The sequence below is a fragment of the Burkholderia sp. 3C genome (genome assembly GCF_054589155.1).
The window spans coordinates 22,519-40,240 of the sequence record NZ_BAAILN010000119.1 but is presented as its reverse complement, the minus strand read 5'-3'; the positions used below and the strand labels follow the sequence as shown (position 1 = coordinate 40,240).

General features: G+C 62.8%; 16 protein-coding genes. 8 read left to right on the top strand and 8 right to left on the bottom strand.

Annotated elements, in window-relative coordinates:
- Nucleotides 1-242: 242 nt before the first annotated feature.
- Nucleotides 243-1,349 (bottom strand): alkene reductase, encoded by a 1,107-nt coding sequence (locus ACYP33_RS23390; protein WP_414439812.1) that lies wholly within the window; start codon nt 1,347-1,349, stop codon nt 243-245.
- A 142-nt stretch (nt 1,350-1,491) separates the two neighbouring features.
- On the opposite strand from ACYP33_RS23390, the gene ACYP33_RS23385 reads away from it, so the two are divergent.
- Nucleotides 1,492-2,391 carry a LysR family transcriptional regulator gene (locus tag ACYP33_RS23385; protein WP_459624120.1) on the top strand — a complete coding sequence of 300 codons (900 nt, stop codon included), beginning with the start codon at nt 1,492-1,494 and terminating at the stop codon, nt 2,389-2,391.
- A gap of 198 nt (nt 2,392-2,589) precedes the next feature.
- On the opposite strand, the gene ACYP33_RS23380 is transcribed toward ACYP33_RS23385, so the two are convergent.
- On the bottom strand, nt 2,590-3,507 hold the full coding sequence (locus tag ACYP33_RS23380) for a LysR family transcriptional regulator (RefSeq protein ID WP_459624119.1): 918 nt from the start codon (nt 3,505-3,507) through the stop codon (nt 2,590-2,592).
- A gap of 138 nt (nt 3,508-3,645) precedes the next feature.
- On the opposite strand from ACYP33_RS23380, the gene ACYP33_RS23375 reads away from it, so the two are divergent.
- Nucleotides 3,646-4,815, top strand: coding sequence for a CaiB/BaiF CoA transferase family protein (locus ACYP33_RS23375; protein ID WP_459624118.1), 1,170 nt, complete (start codon nt 3,646-3,648; stop codon nt 4,813-4,815).
- Between the two features lie 193 nt (nt 4,816-5,008).
- Here ACYP33_RS23375 and poxB read toward each other — a convergent pair whose 3' ends face one another.
- The 5 genes from poxB to ACYP33_RS23350 form a co-directional block, all read right to left on the bottom strand.
- On the bottom strand, nt 5,009-6,727 hold the full coding sequence (gene poxB, locus ACYP33_RS23370; protein ID WP_459624117.1) for a ubiquinone-dependent pyruvate dehydrogenase: 1,719 nt from the start codon (nt 6,725-6,727) through the stop codon (nt 5,009-5,011).
- Between the two features lie 12 nt (nt 6,728-6,739).
- A complete protein-coding gene (locus ACYP33_RS23365) occupies nt 6,740-8,071 on the bottom strand; it encodes an acetyl-CoA hydrolase/transferase family protein (RefSeq protein ID WP_459624116.1) in 1,332 nt (443 codons plus the stop codon).
- A gap of 14 nt (nt 8,072-8,085) precedes the next feature.
- A complete protein-coding gene (gene ripB / locus ACYP33_RS23360; RefSeq protein ID WP_414447047.1) occupies nt 8,086-8,613 on the bottom strand; it encodes a (R)-specific enoyl-CoA hydratase RipB/Ich in 528 nt (175 codons plus the stop codon).
- 36 nt (nt 8,614-8,649) lie between these two features.
- Nucleotides 8,650-9,504, bottom strand: a complete 855-nt coding sequence (locus ACYP33_RS23355; protein WP_414439817.1) for an HpcH/HpaI aldolase/citrate lyase family protein — start codon at nt 9,502-9,504, stop codon at nt 8,650-8,652.
- Nucleotides 9,505-9,660: 156 nt separating this feature from the next.
- Nucleotides 9,661-10,551, bottom strand: a complete 891-nt coding sequence (locus ACYP33_RS23350; RefSeq protein ID WP_414439818.1) for a LysR family transcriptional regulator — start codon at nt 10,549-10,551, stop codon at nt 9,661-9,663.
- Between the two features lie 488 nt (nt 10,552-11,039).
- On the opposite strand from ACYP33_RS23350, the gene ACYP33_RS23345 reads away from it, so the two are divergent.
- The 4 genes from ACYP33_RS23345 (at nt 11,040) to ACYP33_RS23330 (ending at nt 15,206) form a co-directional block, all read left to right on the top strand.
- Nucleotides 11,040-12,230, top strand: coding sequence for a CaiB/BaiF CoA transferase family protein (locus ACYP33_RS23345; RefSeq protein ID WP_414442005.1), 1,191 nt, complete (start codon nt 11,040-11,042; stop codon nt 12,228-12,230).
- 27 nt (nt 12,231-12,257) lie between these two features.
- Complete coding sequence (locus tag ACYP33_RS23340; protein WP_459624115.1) at nt 12,258-13,232, top strand: hydroxymethylglutaryl-CoA lyase; 975 nt, start codon at nt 12,258-12,260, stop codon at nt 13,230-13,232.
- A gap of 2 nt (nt 13,233-13,234) precedes the next feature.
- Nucleotides 13,235-13,618 (top strand): VOC family protein, encoded by a 384-nt coding sequence (locus ACYP33_RS23335; protein WP_036033441.1) that lies wholly within the window; start codon nt 13,235-13,237, stop codon nt 13,616-13,618.
- Nucleotides 13,619-13,760: 142 nt separating this feature from the next.
- Nucleotides 13,761-15,206: an MFS transporter gene (locus ACYP33_RS23330; protein ID WP_459624114.1), complete on the top strand. Its 1,446-nt coding sequence runs from the start codon at nt 13,761-13,763 to the stop codon at nt 15,204-15,206.
- Here ACYP33_RS23330 and ACYP33_RS23325 read toward each other — a convergent pair.
- The gene (locus ACYP33_RS23325; protein ID WP_414447045.1) at nt 15,201-16,106 is read right to left on the bottom strand and encodes a LysR family transcriptional regulator; all 906 of its coding nucleotides are present in this window, start codon (nt 16,104-16,106) and stop codon (nt 15,201-15,203) included. The two genes, ACYP33_RS23330 and ACYP33_RS23325, sit on opposite strands and share 6 nt — an antisense overlap.
- Nucleotides 16,107-16,328: 222 nt before the next feature.
- On the opposite strand from ACYP33_RS23325, the gene ACYP33_RS23320 reads away from it, so the two are divergent.
- On the top strand, nt 16,329-17,339 hold the full coding sequence (locus ACYP33_RS23320; protein WP_459624113.1) for a D-2-hydroxyacid dehydrogenase: 1,011 nt from the start codon (nt 16,329-16,331) through the stop codon (nt 17,337-17,339).
- 42 nt (nt 17,340-17,381) lie between these two features.
- Nucleotides 17,382-17,678, top strand: a complete 297-nt coding sequence (locus tag ACYP33_RS23315; RefSeq protein WP_459624112.1) for a GNAT family N-acetyltransferase — start codon at nt 17,382-17,384, stop codon at nt 17,676-17,678.
- Nucleotides 17,679-17,722 lie beyond the last annotated feature (44 nt).

Sequence of the window (17,722 nt, the reverse complement as noted above, 5' to 3'; positions counted from 1 at the left end):
CGTAGGGCGCTGCCGCCCCCGCTTTTGGACGGATATCAGACTCCGACGCCAGCTTGACGCACAGGTATCCAGGCAACTACGTGCCACGATCTGCGCTTTCCCGGATCAGGGTTTCTCCACTCATTTATCAATGGGCATGTCAATACTCACCGCCTGCTACCCGATCAACGATCGCTACAAGCCCGATTTTCAAGCTCAACATGCTTCCCGCATCAAACCAGCGTTTCATGCAAGAGTGGAATTCAATCGATTGGAGAGTAGTCGATATACCCTTGCGCATCCCCTTGGTAATATGTGCTGCGCTCGGACGACGCAATTGGCAAATTGCGTCGAAATCTCCGGACAAGATCAGGATTGCCAATAAAAGGAGTGCCGAAGGATACGAGGTCGGCCAGACCGGATTCAATGATTTCGCTGGCGGTAATCTGGTTGAAACCAAGATTCGCAATAAGCGCCCCCCTGTACCGAGCGCGGAAATACCTGACTGTATCCTGCAGCCTCTCTACCGGAGTGCCACTTAAATCACGTGCGGCGCGCACGATCTGCAAATAGGACAAAGGTAGGAGATCGAGCCGGCTGGCGAGGTAATCGTAGGTCGCCACGGTCTCCGAAGTCGGCCCGAAACCACCCATCTCGAAGACGGGAGCAACTTTGATCCCGATGCGGCCGGGTCCCCACTCCCTTATCAATGCATCAAGCACATCGAGAACGATACGTGAGCGGTTCTCCGCGCTGCCACCGTAATCGTCCGTTCGCAAATTCAATGCACTGTTGAGGAATTCCGGCAGCAAGTAGGTCGTGGCAGCATGCAGTTCTACACCGTCGAATCCGGCTATGCGGGCATTACGAGCGGCGGCGGCATATTCACCGATAGTCTCGCGAATGTCGGTCAGGGTCATTGCACGAGGGGTCACAGTTTGCTTGAACCCTCCTGGGGTGAACGATTGCAGCCGTGGGTTGATGGCCGAAGGTGCGAGAGGAAGCGCTCCGCCGAAGAAGTCGGGATGAGAAACAGCCCCTGAATGCGCAAGTTGCGCGTAAATCCGGCCACCTGCTGCGTGGACCGCATCCGTGACCCTGAGCCAGCCAGCGACCTGCTCTGAAGTGAACAGGCCTGGAACGTTGGTGAAGCCGATTGCCCTGGGACTGACCCAAACGGCCTCTGTCACGATCAGTCCAGCGGTGGCGCGCTGACTGTAGTACCGAGCATGCAACTCGGTGGGGACGAGGCCTGAATTTCGCGCGCGGCCGCGGGTCATCGAGGCCATGACGATTCGGTTCGGGAGATCTAACTGACCGAGTTTGAATGACGAAAAAAGTGACATTTGACGCGTGCTCTCATTTTGCATGCTCCGGGATTTCAGCCCCCCCGAACGCGGGATGGAAGTGGGCCAATCATCAACGGGATCGCGGGGCGGTGACTTGCGCCTATACTTGCATCATTTGAATTTTCGCTGTAGTACCAAATTCAGAGTAGGACTTATTCGAAAAATGAATGATAGGTTTCTGGCCCTTCAATTGTTTGTACGGGTCGCCCGGCTGGGAAGCTTCTCGTCCGTCGCACGAGAAACGGGGTACTCCCAACCCAGCGTGTCACGCATTGTCCATGAGCTGGAAAAGCGTGTCGGAGTCTCGTTGCTGACTCGGACAACGCGCGTTGTCACGCCCACCGATGCAGGGCTTGAATACCTCGCACGTGCTGAATTGATAATTGCCGCGATGGAAGAGGCCGACCACGCGGCCAGAGGAACAGGCGAACTGCGCGGTATCTTGCGCGTCGCCTTGTCGTCGTCGATGGCGGCTCGCACCATCTTGCCTCGACTGGCGCGATTTACCGATGCTCATCCTGCTCTTCGTGTCGAGTTCGTACTGACGGACGAGCGGCAAGATCTCGTTACAGACTCGATTGACATCGCGATACGGGTTGGCCCCCCATCCGATTCGACGGTAGCTTTCGCCAAGAAGATCGGAGTCATTCGTCGCATGGCTGTGGCGTCGCCCGCTTACCTGCAGGCGGCCGGGATACCGCGCAAGCCCTCGGATTTGGAGATGCACCGTCTCATCATCGGCTGCGCTGCGCGGGGGGCAGATGCGTGGACGTTTCGCAAGGGTGGCCTCCAAGCCACGATTCGTGCCCAGGGGAAACTGATAATCGGCGGGAACGAGGCCGTCATCGCCGCAGCCGTGGCAGGTCTTGGAATCGCCTCATCCGGTGAGCTAGGATTTCGGCACGATTTGGAAATTGGATCCCTGGTCAGGGTATTGCCGGCCTGGGAAATGGGATCGGCAGACGTCCATGTCATCTTGCCGGCTGGCCGCAGTTCAAAACCTTCGGCAAAGGCCTTTGCCAGCTTCGTCGCGACGGAATTTCGCGAGCTGCTAGAACACTGAGCGCTTCCGCAGCCGGAGGATTCGCCGAAGCTGCCTTTCGCGACTTCCCGCCACGATTTCTGCGTGAGGCCGAGCCCTGCGAGCGCCCAGACGCGCGTGCTCGAACTGACCGGAGGCGAAGGCGCCGATCGCGGCTGCGAATGCGTCGGCTACCAATGCAGTTGTCACGGCCGCGAATCCCGGCGTCACGATCGAGGTTCAGGTTGACAGCCCGGTATTGCCGTACACGGAACTGGGTCCGCATAGGGTTGACAGTAAGCGGTCACGGAATGGATTGACCGCCTCCCCGTTTCGCAGGACACACACACGAAGATCCCGCCGTGCCCAAGTGTCGGAAAGCCGGACCACCGAAACGACGGAATTCGTGCCATCGTCCATTGCCGAGCGCGCCACGATTCCGATCCCGGCCCCCGAGGAGACCAGCTTCACGATAGCCCCGTAGCTGGACACCTGGACTCGCACGTCGAGCCTTCCCCCTAGCGCGTGAGCATGGTTCATCAGGAAAGTATGCAGCGCGGCTCCGGGCTGCAGGCTGATAAATGGACGACTGAGACAGTCGGCGAACGTGATCTTCTCTCGCCGGCCGACATCGCTTCCCCGTGGGGCCACCACCACCAATTCATCCTCACGATACGGGATGAAGTCCAGATCGGGATGCACGGCTTCCAGCGCGACGATCCCCAGGTCCGCGCGTCCCGAAGCAACGGCCGACACGATATCGTGGCTGAGCCTTTCCTCCAGCGAGATCCGCACCTGCGGGAATACCTCGAAAAACCGAGCAAGGTCGTCGGGCAGATGAGAGCTGATCGCGTTGTTGTTCGCGAACAGGGTCACGTGGCCGATCAGCCCGTTCGTAAATGGCAACAAGTCAGCGTTCATCTGTTCCATTCGGGCAACACAGTGCCGGGCGTGCTCCATTACGATGCGTCCCGCGGCAGTGGGTACCACGCCGCGGGCGAACCGCTGGAGCAAAACAACTCCGACTATCTCCTCCAAGCCCTTGACTCGCAGGCTGACTGACGATGGCGCGAGATGACAGCGTTGCGCACCGCGCGTAACGCTACCCTCTTCCGCCACTGCGAGAAATACCTCCAGATCTGTCAGATCAAAGCGCATTGCCCTTCCCCCGGTTCGACGTGAATTGTGCTGTCTGCATTCGCGTTTGGCAAACGCCGAGTTTGAATCTTCTCGATGGTCCATCCGGCGAGTAAAACGGATACTCGCCTCACATCGACCGATTGGATGAAAACGAACATGAACAGCGACACCCGCACCGGCCAGCCATTGCCGCTCGCCGGCCTCACCATCGTGACGATCGAACAGGCGCTTGCTGCACCGCTCTGCACGAGTCGACTGGCGGACATGGGCGCCAGAGTGATCAAGATCGAGCGAGCCGAAGGCGATTTCGCGCGAGGATACGACGACGCCGCCAACGGTGACTCTTCCTACTTCCTCTGGACCAATCACGGCAAGGAGTCGATGGTGCTCGACTTCAAAAGACCGGAGGATGCGGCCCTGCTCCGCCGCATGATCGAACGCGCCGACGTATTCGTGCAAAACCTCGCACCGGGTGCACTGACACGCGCGGGATTCGACAGCGCGGCACTTCGCCAACGACATCCCCACCTGATTACCTGCGATATCACCGGCTATGGCGACAGTGAGGCGGTGGGGGCACTCAAGGCATACGACTTTCTCGTGCAATGCGAAAGCGGCCTGGTGGGCATCAGCGGCGCGCCGGAGGCCATCGGGCGCATCGGCGTATCAATCTGCGACATTGGTGCCGGCATGAACGCGACCATTGCGGTGCTGTCGGCGCTGGCGTTACGCGCCCGCACCGGCAAAGGCTCCGGCGTTTCGGTATCGCTGTTCGACGGTGCGGCCGATTGGATGACCGTGCCCTATGTACACGAACGCTACGGTCGAGGGGCGCCGTCACCGCAAGGACTCAAGCATCCTTCGATCGCGCCATACGGCGCTTACGGCACGAGCGACGGACGCCAGATCGTCATCAGCATCCAGAACGAGCGCGAATGGCGTCGATTCTGCACCGTGTTTTTGGGCGACGAGGCACTGGCAGACGACCCGCGCTTCGCCTCGAATAACGCACGGGTCAGCCATCGCGCGGAACTCGACGCACGGATCGGCGAGGCCTTCGCGCGCCGCTCGCTCAACGCGGCGCTCCAGCTCCTGGGCGAGGCAAACATCGCATATGGCCAGCTGCGCAATATAGCGGAACTGATCGAGCATCCGGCGCTGCGCACCTGGCCGATGCAGACCGACGGAGTGGAACTGCAGATGATCGCGCCACCCGTGCGTGCCCCCTGGGATGCGCAGCGCTTTGCTCGGGCGCCTCGCCTTGGAGAGCACACGGATCGGCTTCGCGCGGAATTCGCGAACACCAATAACGATATGCCTGTTTGAGCCGCACTGATTCTCGGCAAGCTGCGCGAATGGGCCAGCAAGACCATCGCCGGCAAGTTTCGGGGTTCTTTTATCTGATATCCGGTATGGCGCGGTGGACCGAAAGCGCCGGACATCGTCGATCATCGTCCGCAGCGGCGTAAAGGCCGGCCCCGAATCGGCGCCGGCCTGGACCAAGTCGTGAGAGCCGGCCTCAGCGGAATAGGGTCGTCGCCAGTTCCACCACCTCGTTGCCCTTCGCGTTCAGCACGGCCTTCAGCATGTAGAGGCTGAAGCCCTTCGCCTGCGCCCATTCGATCTTCGGCGGCAGCGCGATCTCCTGGCGCGCGATGCGCACGTCCACCAGCACCGGATGCGGACGCGAGAACGCATCCTTCAGCGCCGCCTCCAGTTCCTCCGAACGCTCGACGCGAATCCCGTCGATGCCGGCGCCGCGCGCGATCGCGGCGTAGTCGGTATCGGCCAGGCGCGTATCGTTGTCGAGATAACCGCCGGCCTTCATCTCCATCGACACGAAACCCAGCGAGCTGTTGTTGAACACCACCAGCGTGAGCGGCAGCTTCAACTGGCGCGCCGTCAGCAGCTCGCCCATCAGCATCGACAGGCCGCCGTCGCCGCACAGCGCGACCACCTGGCGCCCCGGCAGCGCCGCCTGCGCGCCGAGCGCCTGCGGCAATGCATTGGCCATCGAGCCGTGGTTGAAGGAGCCGAGCAGCCGGCGCTTGCCGTTCATCTCCAGGTAGCGCGCGGCCCATAGCGTCGGCGTGCCGACGTCGACGCTGAACACCGCGTCGTCGGCCGCCAGCTCGCTGACCAGCCGCGTCAGGTATTGCGGATGGATCGGCGCGTCGCCCGGCGAGGGCCGCGCGAGGCTGTCGAGCCCCTCGCGCGCGTCGGTATAGTGCTTGCGCGCGGCTTCCAGGAAGTGGCGGTCGGTCTTGCGCGCGAGGCGACCCTGCAAGGCCGCGAGCGTCGCCTTGACGTCACCGACCAGGCCCAGGTCGACCGGCACGCGCTTGCCGATCGCCGCGCCGTGATGGTCGATCTGCACCACCTTCGCGTCGGCCGGGTAGAAATTGCGATACGGGAAATCGGTGCCGAGCATCACCAGCGTGTCGCAGGACTTCAGCGCGTGATAGCCCGAGCTGAAGCCGATCAGGCCCGTCATGCCGACATCGAACGGGTTGTCCCATTCGACATGCTCCTTGCCGCGCAAAGCATGGACGATCGGCGCGCCGAGCGTGTCGGCCAGCGCCACCACCTCGTCGTGCGCGCCGGCACAGCCGCTGCCGCACAACAGCGCGATGCGCTCCGAGCCTTCGAGCAACGCCGCCAGCGCGTCGAGCCGGGCCGCCGGCGGCACGCTCGCCGTGACCTCGTAGCTGACCTGGCCCGGCGTGGCTTCGGGTACCGCCTCCAGCGCGATGTCGCCGGGCAGCACGATCACGGCCACGCCGCGTTCCTCGATCGCGGTGCGGATCGCCCGATCGAGCACGCGCGGGAACTGCTTCGGGTGGCTCACCAGCTCGACGAAGTGGCTGCATTCGCGAAACAACTCCTGCGGATGCGTTTCCTGGAAGTAGCCGAGCCCGATCTCCGAGGACGGGATGTGCGCCGCGATCGCGAGCACCGGCACATGGTTGCGCTGGCAGTCGAACAGGCCGTTGATCAGGTGCAGGTTGCCTGGGCCGCAACTGCCCGCGCAGACGGCGAGCTTGCCCGTCACCGCGGCTTCGGCGCCGGCCGCGAAGGCGGCGGTTTCCTCGTGACGCGTATGCGACCACGTGATCTTGCCGAGCCGGCGCAGGCTGTCGGAGAGTCCGTTCAGGCTGTCGCCCGTGACGCCCCAGATCCGTTCGACGCCAGCGTCGGATAGCGTTTTCGCCAAGTAATCGGCGATGGTTCGTACCATGGCAGCCTCCGCTCAGATAAGGTGAAGTTCTCGAGCCTGAGCCTGCAGCGCATCCCGGAAATCGGGATGCGCTAGCCGGATCAAGGCCATCGCCCGCTGGGTGGACGACAACCCCTTCAGGTTCGCAACGCCATGCTCGGTGACCACGAGGTGAGTATCCGTACGTGGTGTCGTGACTGGGCCCGCCAGGCGACCGACGATCTTGGAGACGCGGCCGCCCGACGCCGTCGAGGAAAATGCGATGATCGACTTGCCGCCGCGCGAGGCATAAGCCCCCCGAACAAAGTCGAGCTGGCCTCCGCTGGCACTGAATTGATGCCCATGGAGATGCTCGGAGTTGCAGGCACCAGTCAGGTCCATCTCGATGGTTGAATTCACGGAGATCATGTTGTCGTTGCGCGCGATGTTGGCAGGGTCGTTGACGTAATCGACCGGATGACTCTCGATCGCGGGATTGTCGTCCATGAAGTCGTACATCGCGCGATCGCCCATGGCGAACGTGAACACCGATTTACCGCGATCCAACGCCTTGCGGCTGTTGTCGACCACCCCGCGCCGGACGAGTTCGACAAGCCCAGGGGTCAGCAACTCGGTATGGATCCCGAGGTGACGATGATCGGCGAGCGCGCCACATACCGCATTCGGCAAGGCTCCGATGCCCATTTGCAGGCACGCTCCATCCGAGACCAGCTCGGCGATGCGCTCGCCGATCGCCTGTTCCAGCACCCCGGCCGGTTTGGGCTGAAGTTCCGGCAGGGGATCATGCGACTCGACGATCGCGTCGACTTCCGATATATGCAACAGCGACCGGCCGAACACGCGAGGCATGTTGGGATTGACTTCCACGATCAAGCGACGCGCGGATCGCGCCACCGTGCTCGTATAATCGTTGTTGGTCCCGAACGTGAAATAGCCGTTGCGGTCCATCGGCGACACCATCACGAGCATCGTATCGACCGGAATGTGATCCGCGAACAGGCGTGGAGCCTGGCTGAAAGAATTCGGTACGAAGAACACCACCTTGCGGCCGCCGTCCTTCTCACCCAGCTCGATCAGTTCGCGTTCGGGTTCGCCCATGAACATGCAGTGCGGAACAATGCGACCCATCAGCGAATAGCGCAGCAGGGACGTCCTGAGAAAGGACTCGGCGTGAAAGTAATAAACGTCGAGGTCGTCCACATCGCCGGCTTCCGCCCGCGCAGCCAGGGCGGTGAGCAGCGCCGGCGGCTGGGCCATGGCCATGCCCAGCGCGACGGTCGAGCCACTGCGCAACGACGAAACGGCTTCGGTCGCTGACGTGAGCTTCGCCACATAGGCGCCTTGAATGGAATCATTGCGTTTCATGGTGCCGTCCTCCATCAGTAATTCGCCTCGGACTCGGGCGAATGATCACGCTTGTAGACCAGCATGGTGCGTTCGAACGTCATCACGCCGACGCCATCCTGATTCACCCCCTTGGTTTCGACAGTGACGATGCCCTGGGTCGGACGGCTGCGCGATTCGCGACGCGACAGGACCGTCGATTCGGCATACAGCGTGTCGCCGGCGAACACCGGAGCGGTAGCTCGCACCTTGTCCCAGCCCAGATTGGCGACCACTTTCGCGCTGACGGTTCGCACGCTCATGCCGGTGAGCAAGGCGAGCGTGAAGGTGCTGTCCACCAGCAGTTTCTTCCACTCGGTCTTGGCCGCATAAGCGGCATCGAAATGAACCTGCTGCGTGTTCATCGTCAGCAGCGTCATCCAAATATTGTCGACGTCGGTGATGGTCCGCCCCGGCCGATGTTCATAGATGTTCCCGGGCTCGAAATCCTCGAAGTACAAACCCGAGGTTTCGCGGTAGCGCTGCGCACCGATCCGACGATAGGCTGAAATGTTTTCACTCATGATCGACTCCTGTTTCATATAGGGTTCAACAAGTTCTTATCCGGCCGCGGCGAGCACCCGCCGCGCCTCTCGCGCGATCGCCTCGTCGACCATTCGACCGTCGACGATGGCGACCCCTTTCGCGGCCGCGTCAACGACTCGACGTGCCCAGTCAATGCGTTCGGGCAGGACCGAAAAAATCTCGTTGATGGCGGCCAGATGGGAGGGATGAATCGCCGCCTTGGCAAGAAAGCCGTTGTCGGCGGCAAATCGCAGGTCATTGCGCAAGGCCTCGGGATCGCCGAGCGCGAAGCACGGGGCGTCGATCGCGAGACGCGCATTCGTCACACAAGCCGCCGCCACGCGGCTGCGAGCAACTTGCAGCGCGAAGGCGCCCGGCTGGGCCCCGACATCGGATGCGAAATCGGCCGCACCGAACATCAGTGCCGACACCCTCGGCGCGGCAACCGCGATCGCGGCCGCGTTATCGACGCCCGCGGCGGACTCGATCATCGGCACAATGTTGGAAACGAGCCCGGCATCAGCGAACAAGGCCGCAATCTGTTTGACCATTTCCGCGGACTCGACCTTGGGCACCAACACGAAACGCGGCGCCGCGTGTGCCTTGACCAGCATCAGAAGGTCCGACAAGCCCTCCGTCGAGGACGGTGAGTTGATACGAACCGCCAGGCACCGCAAGGGCACCGTGTCCCGGCCGTCCTGCCGACTCAGCACGCTGCTCACGTTGTTTCTCGCTATCGCCTTGTCGCTGGCTGGAACCGCATCCTCGAGATCCGCAATCAACACGTCCGCGCCGGAGGCCAGCGCCTTGGGGAATCTGTCCGGACGCGTGGCGGGAGTAAACAGCCAGCTACGGGACTGAATCGTGGGGATGCCATTGGAAGAAGACATGACCGTTGTTCCTATTGGTGAAAGCAACGGGTTCATTGTCGGCACGGCGCAGTGGACGAACAATGCGGCATTGCCGATCGCCACCTTTGGCACATCCATAGGCTCGGGCTGTCGACGCCATCGAACCGCCGCGTGCGGCGGCGAACATCGGGCAAGTCAATGCGATGGCACCAGATGCTCCAGCAACAGGCGGGCATAAGCCGGCATTGCATCGCGGTCAGCCACGCAAACGCGCATTTCCCTGACGGCCCAGTCGTCGAGCAACGGCAACAACCGGATCGACATCGTGCGCTGACAGCGACGCGCGGCGGACTCCGGTACGACCGAAACGCCCACACCGTTTTCGACAAGCCGGCAAATCGCGTCGAAGCTGCTGAGCCTGATGCGCGGCTCGATACGACGATGTAGGGCGCGAGCGTGGTCCTCGAGGTAGGTCTGGAGCGCCGATGCGGCCGCGTAAGCGATGAAGTCGTGGTCGAGGATGGTATTGAATGCGATGCCGCGCAAGGATGCGAATGCCGGCTCGGCCGATGGAACCACCGCGCACAACCGGTCGTTGGCAAAGGCAAAGGTTTGCAGATCACCCGTGCTGGCGCCCGTGGCCACGACGCCGATGTCCGCCACGCCGTCGATCAACGCGGCGACGATATCGGCGCTGAGCCTTTCCTCGAGCGCGACATTCACGTTGCGATGCCTGGCGAGAAAATGAGCGATCGGATCGGGCAGGAACTCAGTCATCGCGTTGGTGTTGGCAAGCACACGCACCGTGCCGCGCAGGCCCCTGGCGAACTGGCCAAGATCATCGGTAAGGCGCTGCATTGCCAGCAAGGTCGAACGCGCATGCTGCAGCAAGGTATGACCGACTTCCGTCGGCTTTACGCCCAGACGCTCGCGTGTGAGCAGCGGCACGCCTGCCGTCTCCTCCATCTGTCGCACACGAGCGCTGGCCGAGGGCAGCGAGAGATTCACGCGCGCAGCGCCGTGCGTGATGCTGCCGGCCTCCACCACGGCGACGAACAAACGCAAATCTGTCGTATCGAAGCGCACCGCTGTCTCCCCACGCGTTCGGGCTGCTGGTTTTCGCGATCGCCATGCCCGCCGAAACGACCCGCGCAAATCTCGCGTGCTGGAGCACGGCGAGTTCTCGATATTGCCGAGATCGTGCGTCGTTGGCTTTCCCTGACGGGCTCGAGTCGCGATGTCGGGATGGACGGCGTCGGCGCCCCTGCCTCGTCGCGAAGCATTGCATTTGTCCAAGTATCGCTGCTCGACCGCTCGCCTACCATCGGGACGATGCAAATGAAGCATTCGCCAAATGCGAATGCTCGCGGGTCATACCCGGGCGCCGGCGCCTCGCAGAAGCCAGCATCTTGCGATAGAGGCCAGATTTTTTCGACAAGGCCGGCCTGGGCGGCGGCCCAATATCGTTGCGCCTTTCTCGACAGGAAAGGGTGCTTGAACAAGCAAAGATTATCAACATGGCCGGAAAGCCGCACCATGTCGAGCAGACTTTGAACATGGATGGAGATACGCAAATGCAGCGACCGCTAGAAGGCATACGCGTCCTGGAATTGGGGCAGTTGATTGCCGGTCCGTTCGCAGGACGGCTGCTGGCCGAATTCGGTGCGGAGGTCATCAAGATCGAGCCGCCGTCGGCTGGAGATCCGTTGCGGAAGTGGCGAATGCTGCACCAGGGCACTTCCGTGTGGTGGGCTGTGCAGTCGCGCAACAAGCAGTCGATCACGCTGGATTTGCGTGCACCCGAGGGACAGGACGTGGTGAGGCGCCTGGTAGCCGATTGTGACGTGCTGATAGAAAATTTTCGGCCCGGCACGCTGGAGGGCTGGGGCCTCGGCTGGGAGGCCCTATCGTTGATCAATCCCGGCCTCGTGATGTTGCGGGTGTCCGGCTACGGCCAATCCGGGCCTTACCGCGATCGCCCCGGCTTCGGCGTGATTGCCGAGGCGATGGGCGGGCTGCGTCATCTCAGCGGCGAGCCCGGCCGCACGCCGGTGCGCGTCGGCGTCTCGATCGGCGATTCGCTGGCCGCGCTGCATGGCGTGATCGGCATTCTGCTGGCACTGCGACACCGGGAGCAACAAGGCGGCACGGGCCAGGTGGTCGATGTCGCGCTCTACGAAGCTGTTTTCAACATGATGGAAAGCCTGCTGCCGGAATATTCGGCGTTCGGCGCTGTGCGGCAGGCAGCCGGCAGCAGCTTGCCGGGCATCGCGCCCACCAATGCCTATCGCTGCGCCGACGGCCGCTATGCGCTCATCGCGGGCAATGGCGACGGGATCTTCCGGCGCCTGATGGACATCATCGGTCGAGCCGATCTTGGCGAGGATCCGGCGCTTGCGCGCAACGACGGGCGGGTGGCCCAGGTCGAGCGGATCGACGCGGCGATCGGCGACTGGACCGCTCGACACCCGCTCGACACGGTGCTCGCGGCCCTGCACGAAGGCCGGATCCCCGCCGGGCGCATCTATGACGTCGCCGATATCGCGACGGATCCACATTATCAGGCTCGCGACATGATTCTGGACACCGCGCTGCCCGACGGGACCCCCGTCCAGGTGCCCGGCATCGTGCCCAAGCTCGGTGCCACACCCGGTGCCGTCACCGCTCCCGCGCCCGAACTCGGGGCGGATACCGATACCGTGCTGGCCGGACTCGGCATCGACGCCGGCACGCGAGCCGACTGGCGAACGCGCGGCATCCTTTGATCCCGGATTCTCGAACAAGAGGCGAACATGCAAGCATCCCCCCGGCGTGTCTACATCCAGGAAGTCGCTACACGCGACGGCTTTCAGAACGAGGCACGCTTCGTCGACACCGACCAAAAGATCGCGCTCATTGATCGGCTGAGCCACTGTGGCTACGCCAAGATCGAAGTGACTTCGTTTACCTCACCGCGCGCCATTCCTGCACTGCGCGACGCCGAGGCCGTCATGCATGGGATCGCGCGCGCGCGCGGTGTCGTATACACAGTGCTGGTTCCCAACGTTCGCGGCGCGGAGCGCGCTTTGTCATGTCGTGTCGACGAGGTCAACCTGGTGATGTCGGTCAGCGAGACTCATAACCTCACGAACCTGCGTATGACGCGCGAGCAATCGTTCGCACAACTGGCCGACGTGATCCGGGTGGTCGCGCCGACCGGCACGGCAATCAATGTCTCGCTGTCGACCGTGTTCGGCTGTCCGATGGAAGGCGAGGTATCTGCCAATACAGTGCTGGCCTGGATGCAGCGCTTCGCTGAGCTGGGGGTACATGGCTTCACGCTCTGCGACACGACGGGAATGGCCTACCCTTCGCAGGTGGCCGCGCTGAGCCGACTGGCAGCCGACACCTTTGCGTCCCACGAGCTGACGCTCCATTTCCACAACACGCGCGGCATGGCGCTGGCCAATACGCTAGCCGCCCTGATTGAGGGTATCGACCGCTTCGACGCGTCGCTGGGCGGCCTTGGTGGCTGTCCTTATGCCCCCGGCGCGACCGGCAACGTCTGCACCGAGGAGTTGGTGCATATGCTTGCCCTCGACGGCTACCAGACCGGCGTGGATCTCGCCGCCACGCTCGCGGCGGCCTCACTATTGCCGGTCCTGGTTGGTCACGACGTACCGAGCCAGTTGCTCAAGGCCGGCCGCCGCCTCGATCTTCATCCGATACCGCGCAACGGAGCCGATGGTCGGCCCGAGCAGCGCGGTTGCATTGCCCAGGGAGCCTGACCATGCCTTTGATTGACCATCTTGACCATCTGGTGCTGACCTGCGTTGACCCCGACGCCACCCGGCATTTCTATACCGAGGTGCTGCAGATGCAGCTCGAGACCTTCGGTGCCGGGCGTCTGGCGTTCCGTTTCGGCAACCAAAAGATCAACCTTCACGTTCGCGGCGCCGAGTTCGAGCCGAAGGCTCACGTACCGGTTCCGGGCGCGCTCGACCTCTGCTTCATCGCCGCGGTGCCGCTGGCTCAGGTGATCGCACATCTGGAGCGCATGAACTGGCCGATTGTCGAGGGACCGGTGGAGCGCACCGGCGCGACGCAGAAGATCCGCTCGGTCTATGTACGCGATCCCGACCTGAATCTGATCGAGATTTCGGAACTGCTGTAAGCCCTAGCCGGCTGGCACCGACCTGGTGCCGCCGGCCATCGTCGTACCTCACGACATCGAGAAGACAAGCCGCCGGACCGGGCGTGAGCGGATGCACAGACATCCAGCCCGGCATACCGCGCGGTGATCCAGGAGACAAGACATGAACGGCAATCCGATCGGCATCGGCGGCCACGGCGCGGCGCCACCACACCTTTCAGCAAACCCACTTCCGGACACGGCCCGTGCGCCTGCAGCAAGCCTGGGCCAGGCAATGGACGACATGCCGGTCGGCAAGTTGCACCGTTTCGTGGTGCGCGTAATCGGTATCGGTCTGTTCTTCGACATGTTCGAGATCTTCCTGGTGAGTTCAATCGGGGTAGCCCTGCAAAACGAATACGGGCTCGATAGGCATAGCGTCGACTTCAAACTGCTACTGGCCTCTGCCTTCATCGGGATGTTCGTCGGCTCCTTGTGCCTGGGTAGCCTCGCCGACCGCATCGGGCGCCGACGCGCCTTCGTGCTGAACCTCGTCTGGTACAGCGCGTTCTCCCTGCTCGGCGCGTTCTCCGTCAATCCCGAGATGCTGGTCGCTTGCCGCTTCCTGACCGGCATCGGTGTCGGCGCGCTATATCCGGTGGCCGACACCTTTCTGTCGGAGATCCTGCCCAGGAATTACCGGGGGAGACTGGCGGCTTGGGCATATACGCTCTCCTATGTCGCGGTACCGGTGGTGGGTTTTCTCGCCGTATGGCTCAACCCGATCCATCTTGGCGTGGTCGCCGGCTGGCGCGTGATCCTCGCCCTCGGCAGCCTGGGCGGCTTGTTCATACTGCTGGTGCGGAACCGGCTGCCTGAAAGTCCACGCTGGCTACTCGCGCAAGGTCGGGTCGATGAGGCCATGGAGATGCTGCGCCGTTTCGCCGACGGCTCCGGCGTCGTCTTGCCGCCAATCACCCATGCCCTCGGGGGACGGGAGACCACGGCAACCGGCTTCCGGGAGCGGCTGGCAATCCTGCGTATGCCCTTGTATGGTCGCCGATTCGCGATGCTCGGCGTGTTTCACCTGTTGCAGGCCTTCGGGTATTACGGGTTCGGGACTTTGGCAAGCTTGGTGGTCAAAAGTCGAGGCTTCGACGTGACAGACAGCACGCTGTTCATGGCGCTGTCCTTTCTCGGTTATCCGGTCGGCTCGCTGCTGTCCATCCCGTTGCTGAACCGGATCGAGCGGCGCACCCTGGTGATCGCCGCGATCCTCTCGATCGCGGTATTCGGAATCGGCTTCGCCTATTCGAACCATACCGCGCTGATCATCGGGTTCGGCGTGTTGACCACCTGTGCCTCGAACGTTTTCAGCAATGCCTATCATGTCTACCAGGCCGAGATCTTTCCGGCGCGTGTGCGATCGACGGCGATCGGCAGCACCTATGCCCTGTCGCGTATCGTCAGCGGCGCGCTGCCGTTCATCCTGCTACCGGTACTCAATGACTATGGTGCAGGCGCCATGTTCGGCACCATCGCGGCCGCCCTGCTCACCGTGGCAATCGTGGTGCGCGCGCTGGGGCCGCTGACGACCCGGCGTAGCCAGGAAGAAATCAATCCGCTATGAGCGCGAGACTTCGGTAAGAAAGGCAACCAGCCTTGCCGCCTCCGGGGGCAAGGCATCAAACCTTCGGGCACCCAGCCACAGAGATCGGCGCGCCCATGAATCGGCCAGGCGCACCAAGGCCAGACCGGCAGCCACGCTTTCCTGCCTGACGGCCGCACGAGGCAGGATGCCGATGCCCAGGCCTGCCTCGATCATGCGGCAGATGCCATCGAAGCTCGAGACCTGGATGCGAAGTTTCAAAGGCCGCCCCGCGTCGAGCGCGGCATGCGTCATCAGGTCAAGCAGCGAACTGCCGGCATTCAGGCCGACATAATCCTCGTCCAGGGTGGCCGCGAAGGTGATGACGTCCAGCCCTGCCAGCCGGTGGCTGCGGGGCACCAGCAGCACCAGTTCGTCGTCGCGATAGTGGCGTCGCTCAATGCCCGGCGTGGCGACATTGCCGGCGAAAAGCCCGAGATCCGCATCAGCGTTGCGCAGCGCCTCGACGATCTCGCCGCTGAGCTTTTCCTCTAGGCTGATGCGAATGGTCGGATGAGCGGCCAGGAAAGATCCGAGATCCCATGGCAGGAACTGGACGATGGACGATGTATTCGCCCACAGGCGAACATGGCCCCGCACGCCGTTCGCGTAGTCGCCAAGCTCGCTGGCCATCGCATTCACCTGGTTCAATACCCGGCTCGCATGTTCATAGAGACCCCGGCCGGCCGGCGTCGGCATCACGCCGCGAGGATGGCGTATGAGCAGCCGGCAGGCTGCCACGTTTTCGAGTTCGGCGATGCGCTTGCTGATCGCCGACAACGTCAACTGCCCGGCCTCGGCGGCCTTTGTCAGGCTGCCGTGTTCAACCACGAGCAGGAACACCCGCAAGGATTGCAAATCGATATGGAGAGGATTGACCATGGCCGCAGTGGGTGGCTAGCGAGCTTCGCCACTCGGAAATCCAGCCGGTACCCGCGATGGGCGGTCCAGCGTGGGCTCGCAGGCAATTAGTCTAATCCACCGGCGCACGCCCGACTTTCCATTACGAAAAGCGGGCTTGAACAGAGGGCAAGCATGAGCCCAACGGATCTCGGCACAATGACCGGGAACGATTTCTCTTCCATGCCTCGATGACAGCGCCCAATGACCTCTCCTGACTCCCCGCTTCAGGTCGTCTTCCTCGATCGCGAGACGCTCCCCCCCAACGCGGTGCTCGCCGAGTTGCCCTTTCCTCATCGTCTGATCATTTATCCACGCAGCACCGCCGACGAAGCGGTATCACGGATCCGCGAGGCCGATATCGTGATCACCAACAAGGTCAGGATCGACGCCAAGGCCATCGCGGCCGCTCCGCGGCTGGCAATGATCGCGGTTGCAGCCACCGGGACGGACAACATCGACCTGCATGCCTGCGCGGCCCGCTCCATCGTCGTGAGCAATATCCGTGGCTATGCTGTCCACACGGTGCCTGAACACACGTTCGCCATGATCTTCGCGCTGCGCCGCAGCCTGCTTGCCTACCGCGACGCCGTGAGATCGGGGCGCTGGCAGGCTTCGGGGCAATTCTGCTTCTTCGATTTTCCAATCAAGGATCTGCACGGCGCAACGCTCGGTGTGATCGGCGACGGCACGCTGGGACGCGCGGTTGCGGAAATCGGGCGCTCGCTGGGCATGCGCGTACGACTCGCCGCGCGCAAGCACCGGCCCTGCCCCGACGATGGGCTTCATGTGCCATTCGAGGAGGTGATTTCGCAATCGGACGTAATCACTCTGCATTGCCCGCTGAACGACGCCAATCACCACCTGATCGGCGCGGCCGAGTTCGCGGCCATGACGCGCCGGCCGTTGATCATCAACACGGCGCGAGGCGGACTGGTAGACGAAGCAGCCCTGGTACTCGCGCTCGCGAGCGGAATAATTTCCGGCGCCGGCTTCGACGTGGCGAGCGAGGAGCCGATGCCGGCCGGACATCCGTTCCATAGCCTGGCCAACCATCCCGGCTTCATTCTCACGCCTCATGTGGCCTGGGCCAGCGAAGAGGCCACCCAGACGCTGGCCGATCAACTCGTGTCCAACATCTGCGCCTTCGTGCGCGGCTCGCCGGTCAATGTGCAGACGCCGAATCGAGACTCGGCCGCCCATTCCGGCGCTTGAGCCCGGCCATCGGCGCGGCAACACCACGAGGACCTCGATCGCATGTGCATCGTGGAATGCGCGGGCGAGTATGCGGGTTACAGCTTTGGGGAAATCCATGCAAAGACCGCGGTACTCGCCTCGATCGATGTGATACCTGAATGCCGCCGAACTGGCTTGGGACAGTTGCCGCTCAAGAAGTTCGTCTCGGACGCGAGGGCCAGCGGCATAACCGAAATATCGCTCGGCGCGAAGGCCGGCGACCCCGCGCGATACTTGTACAAGCAATCAGGATTCCTCCATAACCACGACGAGCGTGGTTATTGTCACTACACGCTGCCAATCGAGCGCGAAACCTGAGGCATGCCAGGGCGGCGGGGGATTGCCGTCCTCGCTGCGTCGAG

Bases quoted from the DNA above. Each gene is read 5' to 3' on its own strand.
- ACYP33_RS23390 (WP_414439812.1), bottom strand. From the start codon at position 1,349: ATGCAAAATGAGAGCACGCGTCAAATGTCACTTTTTTCGTCATTCAAA.
- ACYP33_RS23385 (WP_459624120.1), top strand. From the start codon at position 1,492: ATGAATGATAGGTTTCTGGCCCTTCAATTGTTTGTACGGGTCGCCCGG.
- ACYP33_RS23380 (WP_459624119.1), bottom strand. From the start codon at position 3,507: ATGCGCTTTGATCTGACAGATCTGGAGGTATTTCTCGCAGTGGCGGAA.
- ACYP33_RS23375 (WP_459624118.1), top strand. From the start codon at position 3,646: ATGAACAGCGACACCCGCACCGGCCAGCCATTGCCGCTCGCCGGCCTC.
- poxB (WP_459624117.1), bottom strand. From the start codon at position 6,727: ATGGTACGAACCATCGCCGATTACTTGGCGAAAACGCTATCCGACGCT.
- ACYP33_RS23365 (WP_459624116.1), bottom strand. From the start codon at position 8,071: ATGAAACGCAATGATTCCATTCAAGGCGCCTATGTGGCGAAGCTCACG.
- ripB (WP_414447047.1), bottom strand. From the start codon at position 8,613: ATGAGTGAAAACATTTCAGCCTATCGTCGGATCGGTGCGCAGCGCTAC.
- ACYP33_RS23355 (WP_414439817.1), bottom strand. From the start codon at position 9,504: ATGTCTTCTTCCAATGGCATCCCCACGATTCAGTCCCGTAGCTGGCTG.
- ACYP33_RS23345 (WP_414442005.1), top strand. From the start codon at position 11,040: ATGCAGCGACCGCTAGAAGGCATACGCGTCCTGGAATTGGGGCAGTTG.
- ACYP33_RS23340 (WP_459624115.1), top strand. From the start codon at position 12,258: ATGCAAGCATCCCCCCGGCGTGTCTACATCCAGGAAGTCGCTACACGC.
- ACYP33_RS23335 (WP_036033441.1), top strand. From the start codon at position 13,235: ATGCCTTTGATTGACCATCTTGACCATCTGGTGCTGACCTGCGTTGAC.
- ACYP33_RS23330 (WP_459624114.1), top strand. From the start codon at position 13,761: ATGAACGGCAATCCGATCGGCATCGGCGGCCACGGCGCGGCGCCACCA.
- ACYP33_RS23325 (WP_414447045.1), bottom strand. From the start codon at position 16,106: ATGGTCAATCCTCTCCATATCGATTTGCAATCCTTGCGGGTGTTCCTG.
- ACYP33_RS23320 (WP_459624113.1), top strand. From the start codon at position 16,329: ATGACCTCTCCTGACTCCCCGCTTCAGGTCGTCTTCCTCGATCGCGAG.
- ACYP33_RS23315 (WP_459624112.1), top strand. From the start codon at position 17,382: ATGTGCATCGTGGAATGCGCGGGCGAGTATGCGGGTTACAGCTTTGGG.